At 69.1% G+C, this 14,614-nt stretch carries 10 protein-coding genes and 1 pseudogene; 9 read left to right on the top strand and 2 right to left on the bottom strand.

The features are described 5' to 3' along the window. Positions 1 to 94 precede the first annotated feature (94 nt). From GOPIP_RS20790 to GOPIP_RS20765, 6 genes are all read left to right on the top strand, one after another. On the top strand, positions 95 to 1,639 hold the full coding sequence (locus GOPIP_RS20790) for an MFS transporter (protein ID WP_006371759.1): 1,545 nt from the start codon (positions 95 to 97) through the stop codon (positions 1,637 to 1,639). Continuing rightward, the gene (locus GOPIP_RS20785; protein ID WP_081482541.1) at positions 1,636 to 5,268 is read left to right on the top strand and encodes an ATP-binding protein; all 3,633 of its coding nucleotides are present in this window, start codon (positions 1,636 to 1,638) and stop codon (positions 5,266 to 5,268) included. The genes GOPIP_RS20790 and GOPIP_RS20785 overlap by 4 nt, the downstream gene beginning before the upstream one ends. A gap of 172 nt (positions 5,269 to 5,440) precedes the next feature. Next, entirely contained in the window at positions 5,441 to 6,802 is a 1,362-nt protein-coding gene (locus GOPIP_RS20780; protein WP_006371757.1) for an FAD-binding oxidoreductase, read from the top strand. A 112-nt stretch (positions 6,803 to 6,914) separates the two neighbouring features. Further along, positions 6,915 to 8,114: a cysteine desulfurase family protein gene (locus GOPIP_RS20775; protein WP_205741417.1), complete on the top strand. Its 1,200-nt coding sequence runs from the start codon at positions 6,915 to 6,917 to the stop codon at positions 8,112 to 8,114. Beyond that, the gene (mnmA, locus tag GOPIP_RS20770) at positions 8,114 to 9,253 is read left to right on the top strand and encodes a tRNA 2-thiouridine(34) synthase MnmA (protein WP_006371755.1); all 1,140 of its coding nucleotides are present in this window, start codon (positions 8,114 to 8,116) and stop codon (positions 9,251 to 9,253) included. Before GOPIP_RS20775 ends, mnmA begins: the two co-directional genes overlap by 1 nt. A 4-nt stretch (positions 9,254 to 9,257) precedes the next feature. After that, positions 9,258 to 10,277, top strand: coding sequence for a uroporphyrinogen decarboxylase/cobalamine-independent methonine synthase family protein (locus GOPIP_RS20765; RefSeq protein ID WP_006371754.1), 1,020 nt, complete (start codon positions 9,258 to 9,260; stop codon positions 10,275 to 10,277). 10 nt (positions 10,278 to 10,287) lie between these two features. Here the strand turns inward: GOPIP_RS20765 and GOPIP_RS20760 are convergent, their stop codons facing one another. Then, positions 10,288 to 11,559 (bottom strand): MFS transporter, encoded by a 1,272-nt coding sequence (locus tag GOPIP_RS20760; RefSeq protein WP_006371753.1) that lies wholly within the window; start codon positions 11,557 to 11,559, stop codon positions 10,288 to 10,290. Between the two features lie 248 nt (positions 11,560 to 11,807). Here GOPIP_RS20760 and GOPIP_RS20755 point away from each other — a divergent pair, with 248 nt between their 5' ends. Both GOPIP_RS20755 and GOPIP_RS20750 read left to right on the top strand, forming a co-directional pair. Then, positions 11,808 to 12,776, top strand: a complete 969-nt coding sequence (locus GOPIP_RS20755; protein WP_035728554.1) for a GlxA family transcriptional regulator — start codon at positions 11,808 to 11,810, stop codon at positions 12,774 to 12,776. A 49-nt stretch (positions 12,777 to 12,825) separates the two neighbouring features. After that, on the top strand, positions 12,826 to 13,728 hold the full coding sequence (locus GOPIP_RS20750) for a DJ-1/PfpI family protein (protein ID WP_006371751.1): 903 nt from the start codon (positions 12,826 to 12,828) through the stop codon (positions 13,726 to 13,728). Here GOPIP_RS20750 and GOPIP_RS20745 read toward each other — a convergent pair. Beyond that, positions 13,668 to 14,060: an MmcQ/YjbR family DNA-binding protein gene (locus GOPIP_RS20745; protein ID WP_006371750.1), complete on the bottom strand. Its 393-nt coding sequence runs from the start codon at positions 14,058 to 14,060 to the stop codon at positions 13,668 to 13,670. The genes GOPIP_RS20750 and GOPIP_RS20745 overlap by 61 nt on opposite strands. Before the next feature lie 350 nt (positions 14,061 to 14,410). On the opposite strand from GOPIP_RS20745, the pseudogene GOPIP_RS20740 reads away from it, so the two are divergent. After that, positions 14,411 to 14,614, top strand: a pseudogene (locus tag GOPIP_RS20740) (HNH endonuclease); the annotation flags it as partial.

Genomic DNA, 14,614 nt, shown 5'->3' with positions numbered 1-14,614 from the left:
ACAACTGCCGGGTACCCAAGCGGTCGGCAAGGGGTTTCCAAGAGGGTGACGCGACAGTCGGTTCGACAGCATCGACCCGACGAGAGGCCCTGACGTGTCCCCGCAGACCGACCGCCCGCAGACCGACCGAACCGAGACCGACCGAACCGAGACCGATCACCGCACAGCGCGATTAACCCCGACCCAGCGGGTGACCCTGACCGTGGCCTGCGCCGCCACGGCGATGCTGATGCTCGACATCGCCGTGGTGAACACCGCCCTGCCCTCCATCGCCCGCGACTTCGGTGCCGATTTCACGAGTCTGAAATGGATCGTCGACGGCTACACCCTGGCGTTGGCCACCGTCGTGCTCTCGGCCGGTGCCTGGGCCGACCGCATCGGGCGGCGGCTGGTCTTCGTCATCGGCGCCGTCGTCTTCACCGTCGCCTCGACCTTGTGCGCGGTCTCGGCGGACATGGTGATGCTCAACCTCTCTCGGGTCGTCCAGGGGCTCGGTGCGGCGTTGCTGTTCGCGACGTCGCTGGCCCTGCTCGCGCACGCCTTTCCCGAACCCGCGCAACGAACCCGGTCACTGGCCGCCTACGGCGCCACGATCGGCGGATCGTTCGCGATCGGCCCACTGCTGGGCGGCGTGCTCACCGAACTGCTCGACTGGCGGGCGATCTTCCTGCTGAACGTCCCGGTCGGTGTCGCCATGCTCCTCGGCGCCCGCTGGGTCGCCGAATCACGCAGCGTCACACCACGACGCGGCGACTGGGCCGGCTCGGTCACCGTGGTGATCGGACTCGCGGCGCTGACCTACGGTCTGATCGAAGCGAACACGCGCGGCTGGACAGACCAGGTGACGCTGGCCGCACTGGGGGTCTCGCTCGCCGCACTGGTCACCTTCGTCGTCATCGAAAGCCTTGTGCGCCAACCGATGGTGCCGTTGGCGATGTTCACCAATGCGGCATTCGCCGGCGCCCAGGCGGCGACCTTTGCCATTTCGGCGTCGATGTTCGCGGTATTCGTCTACGTCACGATCTATCTGCAGGGTGTGGTCGGGATGTCGGCGATCGAGGCGGGTCTGGTGTACCTGCCGGGCACGATGGCGATGTTCGTCGTCGCCGGACTGACCGATCGCATCGTGGGCCGGGTCGCACCGCGATGGCTGATCGGCGTGGGGTTGGCAGCGGTCTCCGGTGGCCTCGGGTGGATGACCGTCGCCGGTACGGACGGCTCCGGGTGGGACATGGTGGGCGGATTCGTCCTTGCCTGTGTCGGCGCGGGGATCGTCAATCCCGTGATGAGTGGTGTGGTCCTCGCCGAGAGCCGCCACGACGACGCCGGGCTGGCCGCGGGCATCAACGACGTGTTCCGGCAGTCGGGGATCGCGCTCGGTGTCGCTGCCCTCGGCGCGTTCTTCCCGAGTCGTTCGGTGCTACACGGCGGGTCACCGGAGGACTTCGTCTCCGGTCTGCATGCGGCGCTGTGGGTGGCGAGCGCGGTGGCACTGGCCGGTGCGATCGTCGCCGTCGTGACCATGCGTCGGGCCCGGGCAACCGGTGGCGGATCGCACGTCGATGTCACCGTCGCCGACGGTTCCGACCGGCGTTTCGGGGAATCGGGCAGAAGCGACGAGCCGGTCGCGACGCGATGACCGTGTCGAGGGCCGCCGTGGCGCATACACTCCCGGAAGAAGACGGCGGGAGTGAGGAATTCGGCGTGCGGGAGTATCTGGTGCTCGGTCCCCTCGAGATGCGTCGGGACCGGGCGCCCGTCGACCTCGGCCCGCCCAAACAGCGCGCCGTTCTCGGGACGCTGCTCCTCGCCCGTGGCCGGGTGGTCACGGTGGACCGGCTCGCCGACACCCTGTGGGGGGAGCAGCCGCCCGTCGCCGCCACGACAAGTCTGCAGGCCTACATCTCGAATCTGCGGCGTGCGCTGCGCACCAGCGGTGAGGCGTCGCCGATCGAGCGCGTCGGCGCGGGCTACCGGATCGACGTCGGCACCGATGTCCTCGATGTCGTCGAGTTCGCCGAGCTGGCGCGCAGCGCGCGCATCGCCCGTGACGAGGGGCGGTGGGCGGATGCACTCGCCGATTCCGCTGCCGCCCTGGACCGCTGGCGCGGTGACCTCCTCGGTGGTGAACTCGACGACGTCGATTGGGTCGCCGCCGAATCGGCGGCCCTCGACGAGAATCTGATGGCCACCCAGGAGATCCACATCACCGCGCTGCTCGCGGAGGGCGATGTCGGTGGCGCCCTCGGCGCAATCGTGACGTTGAGGTCCCGAGAACCGTTGCGCGACAGGGGAGTCTGGCTGCACATGGCCGCCCTGTACCGCGCGGGTCGAGCGACCGAGGCGTTGGAGGTCTACGCGGAGCACCAGCGAGTCCTCGACACCGAACTGGGATTGATCCCCGGAGCCGAGCTGGTCGACCTGCACGGTGCGATCCTGCGACACGATCCGGTGATCGCCGCGTGGCCGCGGCCGCCGCACTGGTCGGGGGCGGTGACGGTGACCGGCCCGGCGGGCCCCGAGACATCGGTGGCAGGGGAGTCGGGGGCAGGGGAGTCGGGGCCGGGGGAGCCGGGGATCGGGGCCGGTGACGTGGAGGGCGTCGCGCCGAGGTCGGGATCGATCGTCGGTGAGGTGCGGCTGGTCGGTCGGTCGGCGGAAATCGACCGTATCCGAGCGGTGTACGGCTCGTCGGGGTCGTCGACCCGGTGGCTGCTGCTCGGCGGGCCACCGGGCATCGGCAAGACCCGACTGGCCGAGGAGGCCGCGCGCATCGGCGCCGAAAAGGGCTCGCAGGTGGTGTGGGTCCGGTGCCCCGACGCCGAGGGTGTGCCGGCGTGGTGGCCGATGCGGCAATTGTGCCGGGCGCTGGGCGTCGACCCGGCGGGTGTGCTGTCGGTGCCCGACGGGGTCGACGCCGACACCGCGCGGTTCGCGGTCTACGACCGCGTCCACACCATGCTCGAACAGGCCACGAGGCTCGAACAGGCCACGAGCATTCGGGGTCTGACCGTCGTCGTCGACGACGCCCAGTGGGCGGACGCGATGTCGCTGGGTTTGCTCACGTACCTGACGACCGTCCTGCGTGACGCGCCGATCGTGCTGATCGTGACGGCGCGCGACGGTGAGGGCGGCCACGATCTGCAACGGTTCCGTACCGCGGTGGCGCGGGCCGGCGGCGTCGGGATCGACATCCCCACCCTCGGTCGGGCCGGGGTCGCCGACCTCGTGTGCGCGGTCGCCGCCCTGGACGCCGACGCCGGGGAACTCGATGCCGACGAACTCGACACGCTGATGCGCCGCACCGGCGGCAACCCGCTGTTCGTCACCGAGTTCTCGCGCCTGCCGCCGGCGCAGAGACGCACCGAGGCGGTTCCCGCGGCGATCCGATCGGTCCTGGACCGCCGTCTGGCCACCCTGGATCCGGCGGTTCTCGACGTCCTGGGCCACGCCGCGGTCCTCGGTGAGACCATCGACGCCGGGTTGCTCGCGACCGTGATGGACCGCGACGTCGGCGAGCTCGCCGATCGTATCGACGAGGCGGTCGACGAGCGCATCCTCGTCACCGCCGGCGGTTCGGCACGATTCGCCCACGCGTTGCTGCGGGAACAAGCACTTGCCGGTATCCGACCGCTGCGCCGGGCGCGAATCCACCTGCGGGTCGCCGAGATCCTGTCGCGGCGGCACACCGCGGGCTCGACGTCGCGTCGAGCCGCCCACCTGCTCGAGGCGCTCCCCGTGGCCGATCCCGCCGATGTCGTCGCCGCATGCCGCGCAGCCGCCGACGAGGCCACCGCACACTGGGATTCGGAGAGTGCGGCCCACTGGCTCGGCGCCGCCCTGCGCACCCACGAGTCGGCCGGATTGCCCGACCGCGAGGAGCGCGACGACCTGTTGATCGGGATGCTCGCCGCCCAAGCCCGAGCCGGACACGTCGAGACGGTCCTCGAGGGTGTCGGGCAGCGGATGCAGCAGGCCATCACCGACGGGGCCACCGCCACCGTCGGGCGACTCGCGAGCGCTCTGATCCGCGCGGGCGGGTCGTGGCCGTGGGTGGGCCCACACGTCGACAACGAGACCCTGCAAACGCTCCTCGATCGTGCCGAGATCGCGGTGTCGGACGATCCTTCTGCGTCGGCTCGGGTGGTCGCAGCGTCGGCGATCGGGCAGTGCTACCACAAGGACGCGTCGGTTCCGGCCGGGTTGCTCGCCCGGGCCGATGCCCTCGCCGCGGACATCGCTGACGACGACATCACCGCCGATGTCTGGATGGCCCGGCTGATCACCTACTCGGGGGTGGCCGAATACGCGGCGTCCTCACTCGACCTCGCCGAGCGACTGCGGGCGCTGCCGCACACCGATCAGGCCGTCGACGAGGTCATCATCGACACCGCGCTGACGATGGCGACCATGACCCTCGGCGACGTCGCCGGGACCGCGGCCCTGGTGCGTACGGCCATCATCGGCAGCGAGCGCCTCCGATTACCGATCCTGCGCGCCCAATTGCGGTGGATGGAAGCGTCATTGGCGGTGTGGCACGGCGACTTCGCCACTGCCAAACACCACTTCCGTACCGCGGTCACCGTCCATCAGATGACCGAGCTGTACGTCGCGGGGACCGGCACCATCGCCCTGTTGGCGCTGGCCGCCGAACGCGGGATGCTCGACGACCTCGCCGACACCGGGGACCATTCGCCGATGGAGTGGGCGCGGATGATCGCCGAGGACTTCACCGACGACCAGGTCGCGATCCTGCTCGCGGCCGGGATCGCGATGATCGCCGGCGCCGAGGGCGACCGCGACCTCGCCGAGCGGATGATCGTGTCCTGGCTCGCCGACGACCGGCCGATGATCTGGACGTCGTTGTGTCAGGCGGTCCTGCTCGCCCACGTGGTGGCCGATCTCGAACTCGTCGAGCACGCAGCACGATTCGCCGAGTATCTGACGCCGTACCGCTCGTGTATCGCGACGCTGGGCCAGCTCGGCTGTATCGGCCCGGTCGGTCTGGCGTTGGCCCGGGTGTGTTTTCTCCTCGGCCGGGTCGAGGAGGGGGAGGCGGCGCTTGCCGCGGCACGGGACCTCTCGGAGCGCGAGGGTGGGGTGCCGTCGGTGTTGCGATGCCGACTGCTGGCCGCACAGCGCAGCCCGCGTTCGGCCCGCCGCGACGCCGAACTCGCCGAGATCGCCGAGATCGCGGGCCGGTTCGAGGTCACCCAGGTGCAGGCCTCGGCCCGGGAACTGCTCGGCGGGACGGATTCCTCTCGCTGATCGGGTCTCGCCGGCCCGAGGGCGTGCACTGACTCGGTGGTCCGCGCGAACGCGCCAAGCCCGCTCCAAGGACCGCCCAAGCGGTTCGGAACACCCTCATGGGGCGACCGCAACGCCGTCGCCCCGGCACCGATCGGTCCGGGCACACCGTTCCCACCCGAGGAGATCTCCGATGACATCGACCCGCAGCGTCGATCAGGCCGACATCGCCGCCCTGCGACGCGCCGTGCGCGGCAGCGTGCACCGCCCCACCGATCCTGGATATGCCACCGTCGGTTTCAACGTCGCCGTCGCCCAACGCCCCTGGGCGGTCGTGGATGTCGCCGACGCCGCCGATGTGGCCGCCGTCGTCGGATTTGCCGCCGCCAACTCGATGACCGTGTCGGTGTGGGCCACCGGGCACGGCGCCACCGGGGTCGATGGGCATTCGATCCTGGTGCGCACCACCGGATTGGACGTCTGCGAGATCGATCCGGCCACCCGTACCGCGCGGGTCGGCGCCGGGGTGCGATGGCAGCAGGTGCTCGACGCGGCGACACCGCTGGGGTTGGCGCCGCTGTGCGGTTCCGCACCCGCGGTCGGGGTGGTGGGCTTTCTCAGCGGCGGCGGGATCGGCCCGCTGGTGCGCACGGTCGGCGCATCGTCGGATCACGTCCGGTCGATCACGGTGGTCACCGGCAACGGCGCACTGATCCGGGCGACGCCGGAGTGCAATCCCGAACTGTTCTGGGGCCTGCGTGGTGGCAAGGCCACCCTCGGGCTCATCGTCGAGGTGGTCATCGATCTGTTGCCGATTCCCGAGATATGCGGTGGGGCACTGTATTTCGACGGCGAACAGGCAGAGACCGTGGTGCGGGGCTGGCGACGCTGGGCGACGGAGCTGCCCCGCGAGATCACCTCGTCGCTGGCCCTGATGCGGCTTCCCGCCATGCCCGGGATTCCCGAACCACTCGGCGGACGCCTCACCGTGGCCGTCCGGGTCGCCGCCGTCGGCGACCCGGGGCGCGCCGCCGAACTCTGCTCCGGCCTGTCCGCACTCGGCACGCCGGTGCTCGGCGGGCTCGGTGTGATGCCGTATGCGCGTATCGGGGAGATCCATGCGGACCCGACCACACCGATGCCGGTCGTCGAAGCCGGCACACTGCTCGGCGAGCTGGACGAACCCGCCGTGGATGCCTTGCTCGCGGCGGCCGGACCCGCGTCGAGCACGGGCCCGGTGATCGTCGAGGTCCGCATGCTCGGCGGGGCGTTCGCCGACGAGCCGCCGGTGCGCAGCGCACTCTGTCATCGTGACGCGGCGGCGCATCTGTACACGATCGGGCTCGCGGGCGGGCCCGAGGCGACACCCGGCGCCGGGGTCCTCGACGCGATGGCGCCCTGGGCGACCGGCGGCGAGCTCCCGAACTTCGCGGCGTCCGCCGATGCCGTGCACATCCGACGGTGCTATGACGAGGACACCTTCGCCTGGCTTGCCGCGCTCGCCGCCCAACACGATCCGTACGGGGTCCTCCACGTCGGGCAGGTGGTGCGCTGAGCGCATCCGCGGGGGGACGCGGCGCGTCGAGAATCTCGGGCCGTCGAGAATCTCGGGTCGAGTGGAATTGGTTGGGACCCCGCGCGCGTTTATCCTTGGCAACGACATGTCCATGCCCACCCGAGCCCCCGTCTACCTCGATCACGCCGCCTCGACCGCGATGCTCCCCGAGGCCATCGAGGCGATGAACGCCGTCTACGCCCAGCCCGGCAACGCCTCGTCGCTGCACGGGGCGGGACGGTGGGCGCGGCGTCTGCTCGAGGAGGCCAGGGAGACGATCGCGGCCTCGCTCGGTGCGCGGCCGTCGGAGGTGATCTTCACCAGCGGGGGCACCGAGGCCGACAACCTTGCGGTCAAGGGGATCTACTGGGCACGACGCCAGGCCGACGACCGACGCCGTCGGGTCGTCATCTCGTCCATCGAGCACCACGCGATCGTCGACTCGGCGCAATGGCTGGCCACGCAGGGCGCCGAACTGGTCATCCTGCCGGTCGACGACGCCGGGTTCGTCTCGCCTGCCGCACTGCGCGCCGAACTCGCCGCGCACGCCGACGAGACCGCCCTGGTGTCGATCATGTGGGCCAACAACGAGGTCGGGACGATCGAACCGATCGCCGACCTGGTTGCGATTGCCACCGAGTTCGGCATTCCCATGCACTCCGACGCGGTGCAGGCCGTCGGCCACATCCCTGTCGACTTCGGGGCGAGCGGGTTGTCGGCGCTGAGTGTGGCCGCCCACAAGTTCGGCGGTCCGCAGGGGGTCGGCGCGCTGCTGCTCGGTCGCGACGTGCCGTGTGTGCCGCTGGCCCATGGCGGAGGCCACGAGCGTGATGTCCGCTCGGGTACCCAGCCGGTCGCGGCGGCCGTCGGTATGGCGACCGCTCTGCGGATCGCCATCGCAGAGCTACCCGAATCGATGGTCTCGGTCGCCGCATTGCGCGACGAATTGTTCGCCACCATCCTCGACATTCCCGGCACGAGCGCCAACGGACCGCGCGACGAGCGTCGGCTGCCGGGTAACGTTCACGTGTCCTTCGAAGGGTGCGAAGGGGATTCGTTGCTGATGCTGCTCGATGCCAACGGCGTCGAGTGCTCGACCGGTTCGGCATGTACGGCCGGCGTCGCGCAGGCCAGCCACGTCCTGTTGGCGATGGGTCTCGACATGGCCGAGGCCCGCGGCTCCCTGCGGTTCTCGTTGGCCCCGAGCACGACCCGTTCGGACATCGAGACCGTCGCCGACGTCATCGGCGAGGTGGTCGAGCGTGCCCGCGTCGCCGGACTGGTGTCGGCGCCCGGCGGAAGGACACAATGATGCGGGTCCTGGCAGCCATGAGCGGGGGCGTCGACTCGGCGGTCGCCGCCGCACGTGCCGTCGACGCCGGTCACGACGTCGTCGGCGTGCATCTGGCGTTGTCGACCGCTCCGGGCGCCCTACGCACCGGCTCGCGGGGGTGCTGTTCGCGTGAAGATGCCGACGATGCCCGCCGCGCCGCCGACGTCCTGGGGATCCCGTTCTACGTGTGGGACTTCGCCGATCGCTTCAAGGACGACGTCATCGACGAGTTCGTCGCCGCCTACGCTGCGGGACAGACCCCGAATCCGTGTCTGACCTGCAACGAGAAGATCAAATTCGCGGCGCTGGCCGACAAGGCGATGGCCCTGGGTTTCGATGCGCTGGCCACCGGCCACTACGCGCGCCTGTCCGGAGGACAGCTGCGTCGGGCCGTCGATCCGGACAAGGACCAGTCCTACGTCCTGGCCGTGCTCACCCGGGACCAGCTCGACCGCGCGATGTTCCCGGTCGGCGACACGCCCAAACCCGCGATCCGTGCCGAGGCGGCGCAACGGGGATTGTCGGTGGCCGCCAAGCCGGATTCGCATGACATCTGCTTCATCCCCACCGGCGACACCCGCGCATTTCTCGGCGCACGCATCGGCGTGCGGCCGGGTGCGGTCGTCGACGCCGGGACCGGCGAGCGGTTGGCCGATCACGACGGGGTGCACGGCTTCACGATCGGCCAACGCAAGGGACTCGGCATCGAGGCGCCGGCCGCCGACGGTCGTCCGCGCTACGTCACCGACATCGATCCCGAGACCGGCACGGTCGCCGTGGGCTCCGAGGAGCATCTACAGGTGCATTCGATCCGCACCCGCAACGCGGTGTGGACCTCCGGAGATGCGCCCGAGGGTCCCGTCGAGGTGACCGTTCAGGTTCGCGCGCACGGCGGGCTGGCTCCCGCGGTGGCCACCCCGGTCGACGGCCCCGACGGCCCGTTCATCGAGATCGCGCTGGGCGAGCCGTTGACCGGGGTGGCGCGTGGGCAGGCCGCGGTACTGTATCTCCCCGATCCCGCCAACGGTGATCTCGTACTCGGTTCGGGCCGAATCGCTTCCACCTCGTCGGACCCGGAATCTGCGGCCCGGCCGGTGTCGGCGTCGCTCGCCGAGTAGACCGATGACCGATCTGCCCACCGGGGTGGGAACGGGTGTCGGTTCGATGCCGGGCACCGATCCGCGCGAGGCGGCGGCGATCATCAACGGCGAACTCGACTTCGCCCATCTCGCCGAGTTGCCCGCTCGTGGAATCGGTGCCGACATGATCGGGCGGATGGCTGCGGTACTCGTCGACCTCCCGATCGACTCGGCCACCTGGGGCTACCGGCTCGGCGCCCGTGGCTCCTCGGTCGCGCGACGTGCGCGGGGGTTCCTCGCCGCAGATCTCGACGCGATCGAGGAGATCTGGGATGCAGCCGGTTTCATCGGCACCGGACGGCCGATGAAGGTCGCGGTCGCCGGGCCGTTCACGTTGGCCGCCTCCATCGAACTCGTCAACGGGCACAAGGCCATTCGCGATCGGGGCGCGCTGCGCGATCTCATCGACTCCGGTGCCGAGGGGCTCGCCGGATTGGTCGGCGAGGTCCGTCGCCGGCTGGGCGCCTCGGTGATCGTGCAACTCGACGAGCCGATGGTGGGGACGGTGATCGACGGTCGGGTGCCGCCGCTGACCCGGCTCGACGTGATCCCGCCGATTCCGGTCGCCGACGTCGCCGAGGCCTTGCGCTCGGTGCGCGAGCACCTCGACGTGCCGATGATCGTGCACAACTGTGGCGCGCCGAGATGGGATCTCGTGCACGCACTCTCGGGTGTGGCGTACGGCATCGACGTCACGGGCATCGGATCTGCGGACACCGCGGCACTCGACGGGATCGGCGGCCTGATCGACCGCGGCGATGTGCTCGTCGCCGGGGTCCTGCCGGGCGACCACGCAGACCCCGCCATCCATGCCGAGACGGTCGCGACCACCCTCGCCGAGCTGGTCGACCGCATCGGTCTCGCGCGAAAAGTGCTGTCGGACAACGTGATCGTCAGCCCGACATGTGGTCTGGCCGGAGCGTCCCCGGACTGGGCGCGCACCGCGCTGAGTATCTGCGCCCGCGCCGGAGAGTTGCTGTCCGCCGACCCCGACGCGCTCTGAGACCGTCGTCTCAGGCGACTTCCTCGACGCTGGCCTGCTCACTGCCGAACTGCACGCCCTTGCGTTCCCGGCCGAACGCGGTCAGCACGATGACCGCGATCAGGACCGGGACGATCGTCACGGTCAGCGCGAACGGATAGCCGTGACTGCCGGCCACCGCCTCCTGGATCGGAAGATTGAAGGCGGCCAGGCAGTTTCCGAGCTGATAGGTGACGCCCGGGTAGAAGCCACGGATCTCGTCGGGGGACAGTTCGGTCAGGTGTGCCGGGATCACACCCCACGCGCCCTGCACCATCATCTGCATGAGGAAGGCGCCGAGTGCGAGGTAGCCGGCCGTCGAGGAGTAGGCGAACAACGGCACGATCGGCAGCGCGATCACCGCGCACGCGATGATCAGTGTCTTGCGACCGTACCGTTCCGACAGTGCGCCGGCGATCAGACCGCCGATGATGGCTCCGACGTTGTAGATCACCGCGATCCAGGTTGCGGTGCTTGCGGCCAGGCCTGCTCCGGAATCGTTGTGCGCCTTGAGGAATGTCGGATAGACGTCCTGGGTGCCGTGGCTCATCCAGTTGAACGCCGTCATCAGCAGGACCAGGAAGATGAAGCGTCGCCAGATGACCGGATTCGACCAGATCTCCCGTGCGGTGGTCTGGGTCTGACGCACCCGGTCACGTGTGGCCTTCCACGCCTCGGATTCCTCCACGCGCGCCCGTATCAGCAGACTGATCAATGCGGGGATGATCGACAGCGCGAACATCCACCGCCAGTTCAGGCCGAGCCATGTGTTGAGAACCAGGAATGCCAGTGCGGCGCAGAGGTATCCCATCGAATAGCCGCTCTGCAGGAAGCCGGAGAAGAAGCCTCGTCGGGAGACGGGGATCTTCTCCATGGCCAGTGCGGCCCCGAGGCCCCATTCGCCGCCCATGCCGATGCCGTAGAGCATGCGCAGCACCATCAACACCCAGAATCCGGGTGCGAAGGCGCAGAGGAAGCCGACCACACTGTAGAAGGCGACGTTGGTCATCAACGGGATGCGACGACCCTTGCGGTCGGCCCAGAGCCCGAAGATGAACGCGCCCACCGGTCGCATCAGCAGGGTCATGGTGGTGATCAGCGCCATCCGGTCCAGCGGAACCCCGAAATCCTTGGCGATGTCGGCGTAGATCAGGACGACCAGAAAATAGTCGAATGCGTCCATTGCCCAGCCCAGATATGCCGCGGCGAAGGAATTGCGCTGATCGGCGGTGAGTTTCTCCCGCGGGGTCGATGAGGTTGCCATGCTCGAATCTCCTACAGACGTCGCAGATCTCGCTTTCCCGGCAGAAATCCCACTGTAGTCCGGCTGAGTCCGGCGCATGGGTTATTTGCAGTCCGAAATACTCGCGAAATGCCTTTATCGGACATCGGTGTATTCATGTGAGCGCATAACGTGGCTTGTCGTCCGATCGAGGGCGTCCGGCTGTGCGTGTCCTGATCTGTGGGAGTTTGGTCCTGGACGCCATGGCAGGCGTTCGACACCATGGACCCATGACGCGATCAGTGGTGGTCCTCGGCTTCGCCGGGGTGCAGCCGCTCGACATCACCGGGCCGCTCGACGTGTTCACAGCGGCGTCGCTGGTGCTCGCCGGACGTGATGTCGCGCAATCGGGTTACGAGATCTCGCTGGTGTCGGTGGGGGGTCGGCCGGTCTCCTCCGGTGTCGGCCTCGATTTCGTCGCGCACCCGCTGCCGGCACCCGACACGCCGATCGACACCTTGGTCCTGCCCGGGGGCATGGGCGTCTTCGAGGCCCGGTATTGCTCCGAGATGATGACGTGGATTCGCGCCACGGCACGCCGAGCACGGCGGGTGGTCACCGTGTGCAGTGGGGCCTTCCTGGCTGCCGAGATCGGTCTGCTCGACGGGCATCGCGCGACCACGCACTGGGCTTCGGCACAGCTGTTGGCTTCCGAATATCCGGCCGTGCAGGTCGATCCCGACCCGATCTTCATCCACAGCTCCGAGCGCGTGTGGACGGCGGCCGGTGTCACCGCGGGCATCGATCTCGCTCTGGCACTCGTGGAGGAGGACCACGGCACCGAGCTTGCGCAGTCTGTTGCGCGGTGGCTGGTCTTGCATCTCCGACGTCCGGGTGGGCAGTCCCAGTTCGCGCCGCCGGTCTGGATGCCACGGGCCCGGCGACGTCCGATCCGAGACGTGCAGGACGCCATCGAGAACGATCCCGCAGCGCCGCACCCGATCACCGACCTCGCGGCGATCGCCGCGATGAGTCCGCGGCATTTCACCCGGGTGTTCACCGCCGAGGTCGGCGAGTCGCCGGGCGTCTACGTCGAGCGGATTCGGACCGACGCCGCCCGTCGGCACCTCGAAGAGAGTGACGATCCGATGCCTGTCGTGGCGGCCCGATCCGGATTCGGCTCGGCAGAGACCATGCGACGTGTGTTCTCGCGGCGTGTGGGGATATCGCCGGACCGTTACCGCCGATCCTGTCGCTGATCGACGGCCGGCAGGCAATGACCATCCGAACACGTCAGGGGGAATCCGCATGACCCGCATCGCGATCGTCGTCTACCCGCAGTTCACCGCTCTCGACTTCGTGGGCCCGTACGAGGTGCTGCGCATGCTTCCGGATGCCGAGGTGCGATTCGTCTGGCATGAGCCGGGACCGATCGTGGCCGACTCCGGTGTTCTGCTGGTCGGGGCCACGCATTCGTTGGCCGAGACACCGAATCCCGACGTCGTGCTGGTTCCGGGAGGTCCCGGGTGCGCGAAGGCGGCGCGGGACGAGCGGCTGCTGGCGTGGCTGGCTGATGTATCGACGACCGCGTCGTGGATGACCTCTGTGTGTACCGGCTCGGTGGTGCTGGCGGCCGCCGGACTGCTGGAGGGCAGGCGCGCGACATCGCACTGGTCCGCGCTGGCCGCGTTGTCGATGTTCGGAGCGACGCCGGTGTCGGATGAGCGGGTGGTCCGGGCGAGCGCAGCGTCGGGGGAGGGTGACGGGGCGAGCGCAGCGTCGGGGGAGGGTGACGGGGCGAGCGCAGCGTCGGGGGAGGGTGACGGGGCGAAAGTGGTGACGGGGGAGGGTGACGGGGCGAAAGTGGTGACGGCTGCCGGGGTGTCTGCGGGGATCGATCTGGCACTGTGGCTGGCCGGGCAGATCGCCGGCGAGGAACGGGCCAAGGCCATTCAGCTCGTGATCGAATACGATCCGCAGCCGCCGTTCGATTCGGGTCACCGCTCCAAGGCGTCAGCGTCCACCGTCGCGCGTGGCGCGGCGCTGCTGTCGCGGGACGCACTGCGGCCCAGCCCGCTGACGGCGGCGACGGCGTTGTCATGGGATCGTTCGCTGCGCCGGTTTCGTCGTGGCGATCGTCGCGCGGGCGGTCACATGCTTTCTCGGGCATCGAGTTTCGCGATCGACCGCTTCGGTGCGATTTGGCGGTAGCTCGCGTCGAGTAGCTCGGCGACCTCGATCCAGTCGGTGGCGTCGTCGAGCAGGATGCCGAGCCAACCTGCGGGTCCGAAGTAGGCGGGGACGAAAAACCTCGGATCCTCGACGAGCGCGGCACGCTCGGCTGGGTCGGCGAGGAACAACACCGAACGGTCGTGGCGGATTCCGCCTTTCTCGCCACCGCCATAGTTGCCGAACATCTTGCCGCACCGGAATGTTGGTCGGCCGTGCGCGACCACCTCGGTGGCGTCGGGGAATGCCAGAGCCACTTCGCGTACGCGGATGAGGAAGGGGTCGGCGTCGTCGAACATGATCGGATGTGGCACGGGTCGACTCCTCGATACGTGGACAACTCCGGTGGCGGGACTTTCACGCTACCGCGCCTTCGGTGCCAGTTTCTGTGTCTTGTGTCCGTTGTCCGGCTCGTCCTTGATCGGTGGTCGAGGCGCTTCCCGATCGGTGGTCGAGGTGCGAGGCGCCCCAGGCGCCGAGCCGTTCATCGGTGGTCGAGGTGCGAGGCGCCCCAGGCGCCGAGCCTCGAGACCGAGCCGAACCCCCAGCTGGAACCCGCCCGAAAAAACTTTCGACAACCTCTTGCCAACCCGACAAACCCGGCATACACTCGAACACAACAACACACAAACACGTGTTCGCTAGCCCGGGGGGGGTGACAACCATGGTCGACACCGCACTCCCCGACGCCGCACTGCCGGACGTGTCGGGGTTGTCGACCGCCCAGAAAATCGCCCTCGCCCACCGCTTGGTTGATTCGCTGGCCACCGATGATTTGACCGGGCTGTCCAACGACGACCTGGTCACCGTCGCTCAATCCACCGAACAGTTGATCACCCGCATCACCGTCCAAGGTGATCGGCAGATC

This window comes from Gordonia polyisoprenivorans NBRC 16320 = JCM 10675 (genome assembly GCF_000241325.1).
GTDB classification, from domain to species: domain Bacteria; phylum Actinomycetota; class Actinomycetes; order Mycobacteriales; family Mycobacteriaceae; genus Gordonia; species Gordonia polyisoprenivorans.
This window is presented reverse-complemented; position numbering and strand designations above follow the sequence as displayed.

What these genes read in the sequence shown, in the direction of transcription:
- GOPIP_RS20785 (WP_081482541.1), top strand. Translation starts at nt 1,636, where the DNA reads ATGACCGTGTCGAGGGCCGCCGTGGCGCATACACTCCCGGAAGAAGAC.
- GOPIP_RS20780 (WP_006371757.1), top strand. Translation starts at nt 5,441, where the DNA reads ATGACATCGACCCGCAGCGTCGATCAGGCCGACATCGCCGCCCTGCGA.
- GOPIP_RS20775 (WP_205741417.1), top strand. Translation starts at nt 6,915, where the DNA reads ATGCCCACCCGAGCCCCCGTCTACCTCGATCACGCCGCCTCGACCGCG.
- mnmA (WP_006371755.1), top strand. Translation starts at nt 8,114, where the DNA reads ATGCGGGTCCTGGCAGCCATGAGCGGGGGCGTCGACTCGGCGGTCGCC.
- GOPIP_RS20765 (WP_006371754.1), top strand. Translation starts at nt 9,258, where the DNA reads ATGACCGATCTGCCCACCGGGGTGGGAACGGGTGTCGGTTCGATGCCG.
- GOPIP_RS20760 (WP_006371753.1), bottom strand. Translation starts at nt 11,559, where the DNA reads ATGGCAACCTCATCGACCCCGCGGGAGAAACTCACCGCCGATCAGCGC.
- GOPIP_RS20755 (WP_035728554.1), top strand. Translation starts at nt 11,808, where the DNA reads ATGACGCGATCAGTGGTGGTCCTCGGCTTCGCCGGGGTGCAGCCGCTC.
- GOPIP_RS20750 (WP_006371751.1), top strand. Translation starts at nt 12,826, where the DNA reads ATGACCCGCATCGCGATCGTCGTCTACCCGCAGTTCACCGCTCTCGAC.